Below are 3630 nucleotides of genomic sequence, written 5' to 3'. Positions count from 1 at the left end.
TTTTGGTAGCTTGTCGGTTGTTGAGGTGGAAGCACTCTGATGCAAGGAGACTTCGGGCTTCACTTACAATTTAAACTTGTCTTACGATAGAATGAAAACTACAGCAAACATCTTACTGGCTGCAGCGCTGATCGGCTTCTCGGCCTGTTCTGATGGCGAAAGCAACACGACCACTACCAGCAACCAAACGGGCACGGCACCTGCTGCCAATTCACCTGCGACCACCGCGACGCCTTCAACAGCAGTAGCACTGAATCCTGCACATGGGCAGCCGGGACACCGTTGTGACATAGAGGTAGGCGCTCCATTGAATACGCCGGCACAGCCTAAGCTAACAACTCCACCGCCCGTATTTCAGCCACAGCCTTCCGGATCGGTAGCAGCAGGCACCAACCCGCCTCACGGTCAGCCGGGCCATGATTGTGCCATACCGGTAGGAGCCCCGCTGAATAAATAACAGCAAAACGAATTAGTTCGTGGAGGGGAAAGATTAAGTCCCTTACTGCTAGGGCAGTAGCGTCTAGCGGTTAAAAAATGTGCTTTTATAGTTTGACAAGCATATTTCTCTGCTTATATTTGCACTCCAATCAGGGTAACGTGGCCGAGTGGCTAGGCTCAGCTCTGCAAAAGCTGCTACAGCGGTTCGAATCCGCTCGTTACCTCTCATTACCCAAGCGCCCGTTCAGCATACCTGAACGGGCGCTTTTTTTATACCTCCCATACCTGCCTAGCGGCACCTGTCAACCCATGCACGGTACGCGCGGCCTGCACACAAAGCGACCTTTCTGCCTGCTCCAAACTTCCCCTCGTAAATAGTACTGATTTTTATCATTCTGTATATCCTTTGATGCAGGAAATCGTATTGCAGGCTATCAATATCTTTTTGCTATACTTTCATCCGTCTATTTTATCAAACCTACAACACGAAAGCAGCGCATGTGTCAGAACAGCATTGTGGCAGGCACACCTATGTTAAAGCAAACACCATTATTTTGCCCGGCCAGGCCTGTGCAAAAACATCCTCAATCCTAGCTAGCTAACAGAAGACAAGCAATTATCAAATCGCATGAAGATTATAGATTTGCGCATTATGCGCGGGCCAAATTACTGGTCAGTTAAGCATCCCAAAATTATCGTACTGAAGCTGGCACTGGAAGAGCTGGCAGACAAACTTACCCACGAAGTTCCCGGCTTCCTGAATCGCCTCATAAAAATGTTCCCTGCTATGTATGTGCATCGCGCAACAGAGGGTGTAGACGGCGGCTTCTTCAAATCAGTAGAAGAAGGAACGACCTTTGGGCACGTGGTGCAGCACATTGCACTGGAATTGCAGACCATGGCCGGTATGGACAGTGGCTTCGGCCGCTGCTACATGACCCGCGACCAGGGCACACTGCACGTTATCTTCTCCTACCAGGAAGAGCGGGCAGGGGAGTATGCCGCTTATGCCGCCGTGCGCATCACAGAGGCGCTGATAAAAGGGGAGAAGTACAGGCTGAGCGAAGACATCACCCGGCTGCACCAGATCCGGGAAGACGAGTACTTCGGGCCCAGTACGTATTCGATCGTGTCGGAGGCAGTGAGCCGCGGTATACCGTATATCCGCCTGAACAGGCACTCGCTTATACAGCTTGGCTATGGGGTGAATCAGAAACGCATACAGGCGACCATGACGAGCGGTACAGCTTGTTTTGCTGTAGAGATAGCTGGCGACAAGGACGCAACCAAAGAGCTGCTGGACGAAGCAGGTATACCTGTGCCCAAAGGCACCACCGTGTATAGCCAGGAAGAACTCAGACGTGCTGTAGATAGCCTGGGCTACCCCCTTGTGCTCAAACCGCTGGACGGAAACCATGGCAAAGGCGCTACCATCAACGTTACCAACTGGAAAGATGCCCTAAAAGGACTCACTGCCGCGCAAAAGTACGGACATGCCGTAATGGTGGAGCGATTCATGGAGGGCTTCGACTTCAGGCTGCTGGTGATCAACGGGAAATTTGTGGCGGCTGCCAAGCGTACACCGGCCATGGTAACAGGAGATGGCACCTCCACGATCAAACAATTGGTAGACCGGGAGAACAAAGACCCAAGACGCGGTATCGGCCATGAAAAAGCACTCACCCGAATCACGATCGATACGCACACACAAAATATTTTAAAGGCCAAAGGACTTACTACTCAGTCCGTTCTGGCCGAAGGGGAGGTGCTCTACCTGAAAAGTACGGCTAACATAAGTACTGGAGGCACCGCTACGGACGTTACAGACCTGGTGGATCCTTACAACATACTCATGGCGGAGCGAATAGCAGGGCTAATAGGGCTTGACATTTGCGGTATAGACGTGATGACAACGGACATTGCCATTCCGCTGAATGAGGCGGGTGGTGCTGTGCTGGAGGTGAATGCTGCCCCGGGCTTCCGGATGCATATTTCGCCTACTTACGGTCTACCGCGCAACGTGGCAGAGCCAGTCATCGACATGCTCTTCCCGCACAACAAGCCTGCCCGTATCCCGATCATTGCGGTGTCCGGCACCAATGGTAAGACCACTACGACCCGCCTGATCGCGCATATGGTAAAGAGCAAGGGGTATCAGGTAGGGTATACGACCACAGACGGGATCTACATTCAGGATAAGCTGCTGGAAAAAGGCGATACGACAGGTTCGGGCAGTGCCCAGTTCGTGCTCCGGGACCCAACTGTGAACTTTGCCGTGTTGGAGTGTGCACGTGGCGGTCTGCTTCGCTCCGGCCTCGGCTTTGAGCAGTGCGACATTGGCATCGTGACGAATGTAAGTTCTGACCACCTGGGGCTGCGCGACATCCATACCCTGGAGGAGCTGGCCCAGGTAAAGGCGGTGATACCGAAAAGTGTGTCCAAAGATGGCTACGCGGTGCTGAATGCGGACGATGACCTGGTGTACAAAATGGCGGAAGAAGTACAGTGCAAAGTGGCTTTCTTCAGTATGGATGAAAACAACCCGCGCATACTCAAGCACATTGCCAAAGGGGGACTGGCTGCAGTTTTTGAGAACGGCTATATCTCGATCTTCAAAAACAGCTACAAGATACGGGTAGACCGGGTAGCCGATGTACCGCTGACCTTCGGAGGCAGGGCTAAGTTTAACATCGAGAACATCCTGGCGGCGACGCTGGCCGGGTATATCTCACACTTTGAGGTAGATGATATCAAGCGTGCCCTGCGCACGTTTATACCTTCACCTGCCAAGACACCGGGCCGTATGAACCTGTTCCAGTTTCCGGAGTTTGAGGTGCTGATCGATTATGCGCACAACGTGGGCGGCCTGAAGGCGATCGGCGGATTTATGGAAGACCTGGACGTGACCCGCAAAATAGGCATAATAGCCGGAGTAGGGGATCGACGCACCGAGGATTTTTATGAGCTGGGAAGAGTGGCCGGGGAAATATTTGATGAGATCATCATCCGCCTCGACAGCGACCTACGGGGCAAAACGGCGGAGGAAATAACACTGCCCATGATGCAGGGCATAGAAGATGCGGCACCTCATATACAGGTAAAAGTGATTCCCGAGGAAATGCGGGCCATTGCGTATGCCCTGGAGCATGCCGGTGAAGGTGCTTTTGTCGCCATATTTACAGAAGACATAGA

The 3630-nt window shown here is 52.6% G+C and carries 2 protein-coding genes and 1 tRNA gene; all 3 read left to right on the top strand.

Annotation, left to right across the window (positions count from 1 at the left end; translation table 11 throughout):
• The first annotated feature begins 91 nt into the window (after window positions 1-91).
• Window positions 92-457, top strand: a complete 366-nt coding sequence (locus tag OB13_RS14215; protein WP_461490831.1) for a hypothetical protein — start codon at window positions 92-94, stop codon at window positions 455-457.
• A gap of 134 nt (window positions 458-591) precedes the next feature.
• A tRNA-Cys gene (locus OB13_RS14210) sits at window positions 592-662 on the top strand.
• A 404-nt stretch (window positions 663-1066) separates the two neighbouring features.
• Window positions 1067-3630, top strand: a 2564-nt coding sequence (gene cphA, locus OB13_RS14205; RefSeq protein WP_461490830.1) for a cyanophycin synthetase, incomplete at its 3' end; no start/stop codon positions are given.

The sequence above is a fragment of the Pontibacter sp. HJ8 genome (genome assembly GCF_054824225.1).
The sequence above is the reverse complement of the archived record's forward strand: the minus strand, read 5'-3'. Positions and strand labels throughout refer to the sequence as shown.

Excerpts from the sequence above, each read along its gene's own strand:
- OB13_RS14215 (WP_461490831.1), top strand. The coding sequence starts at position 92 with ATGAAAACTACAGCAAACATCTTACTGGCTGCAGCGCTGATCGGCTTC.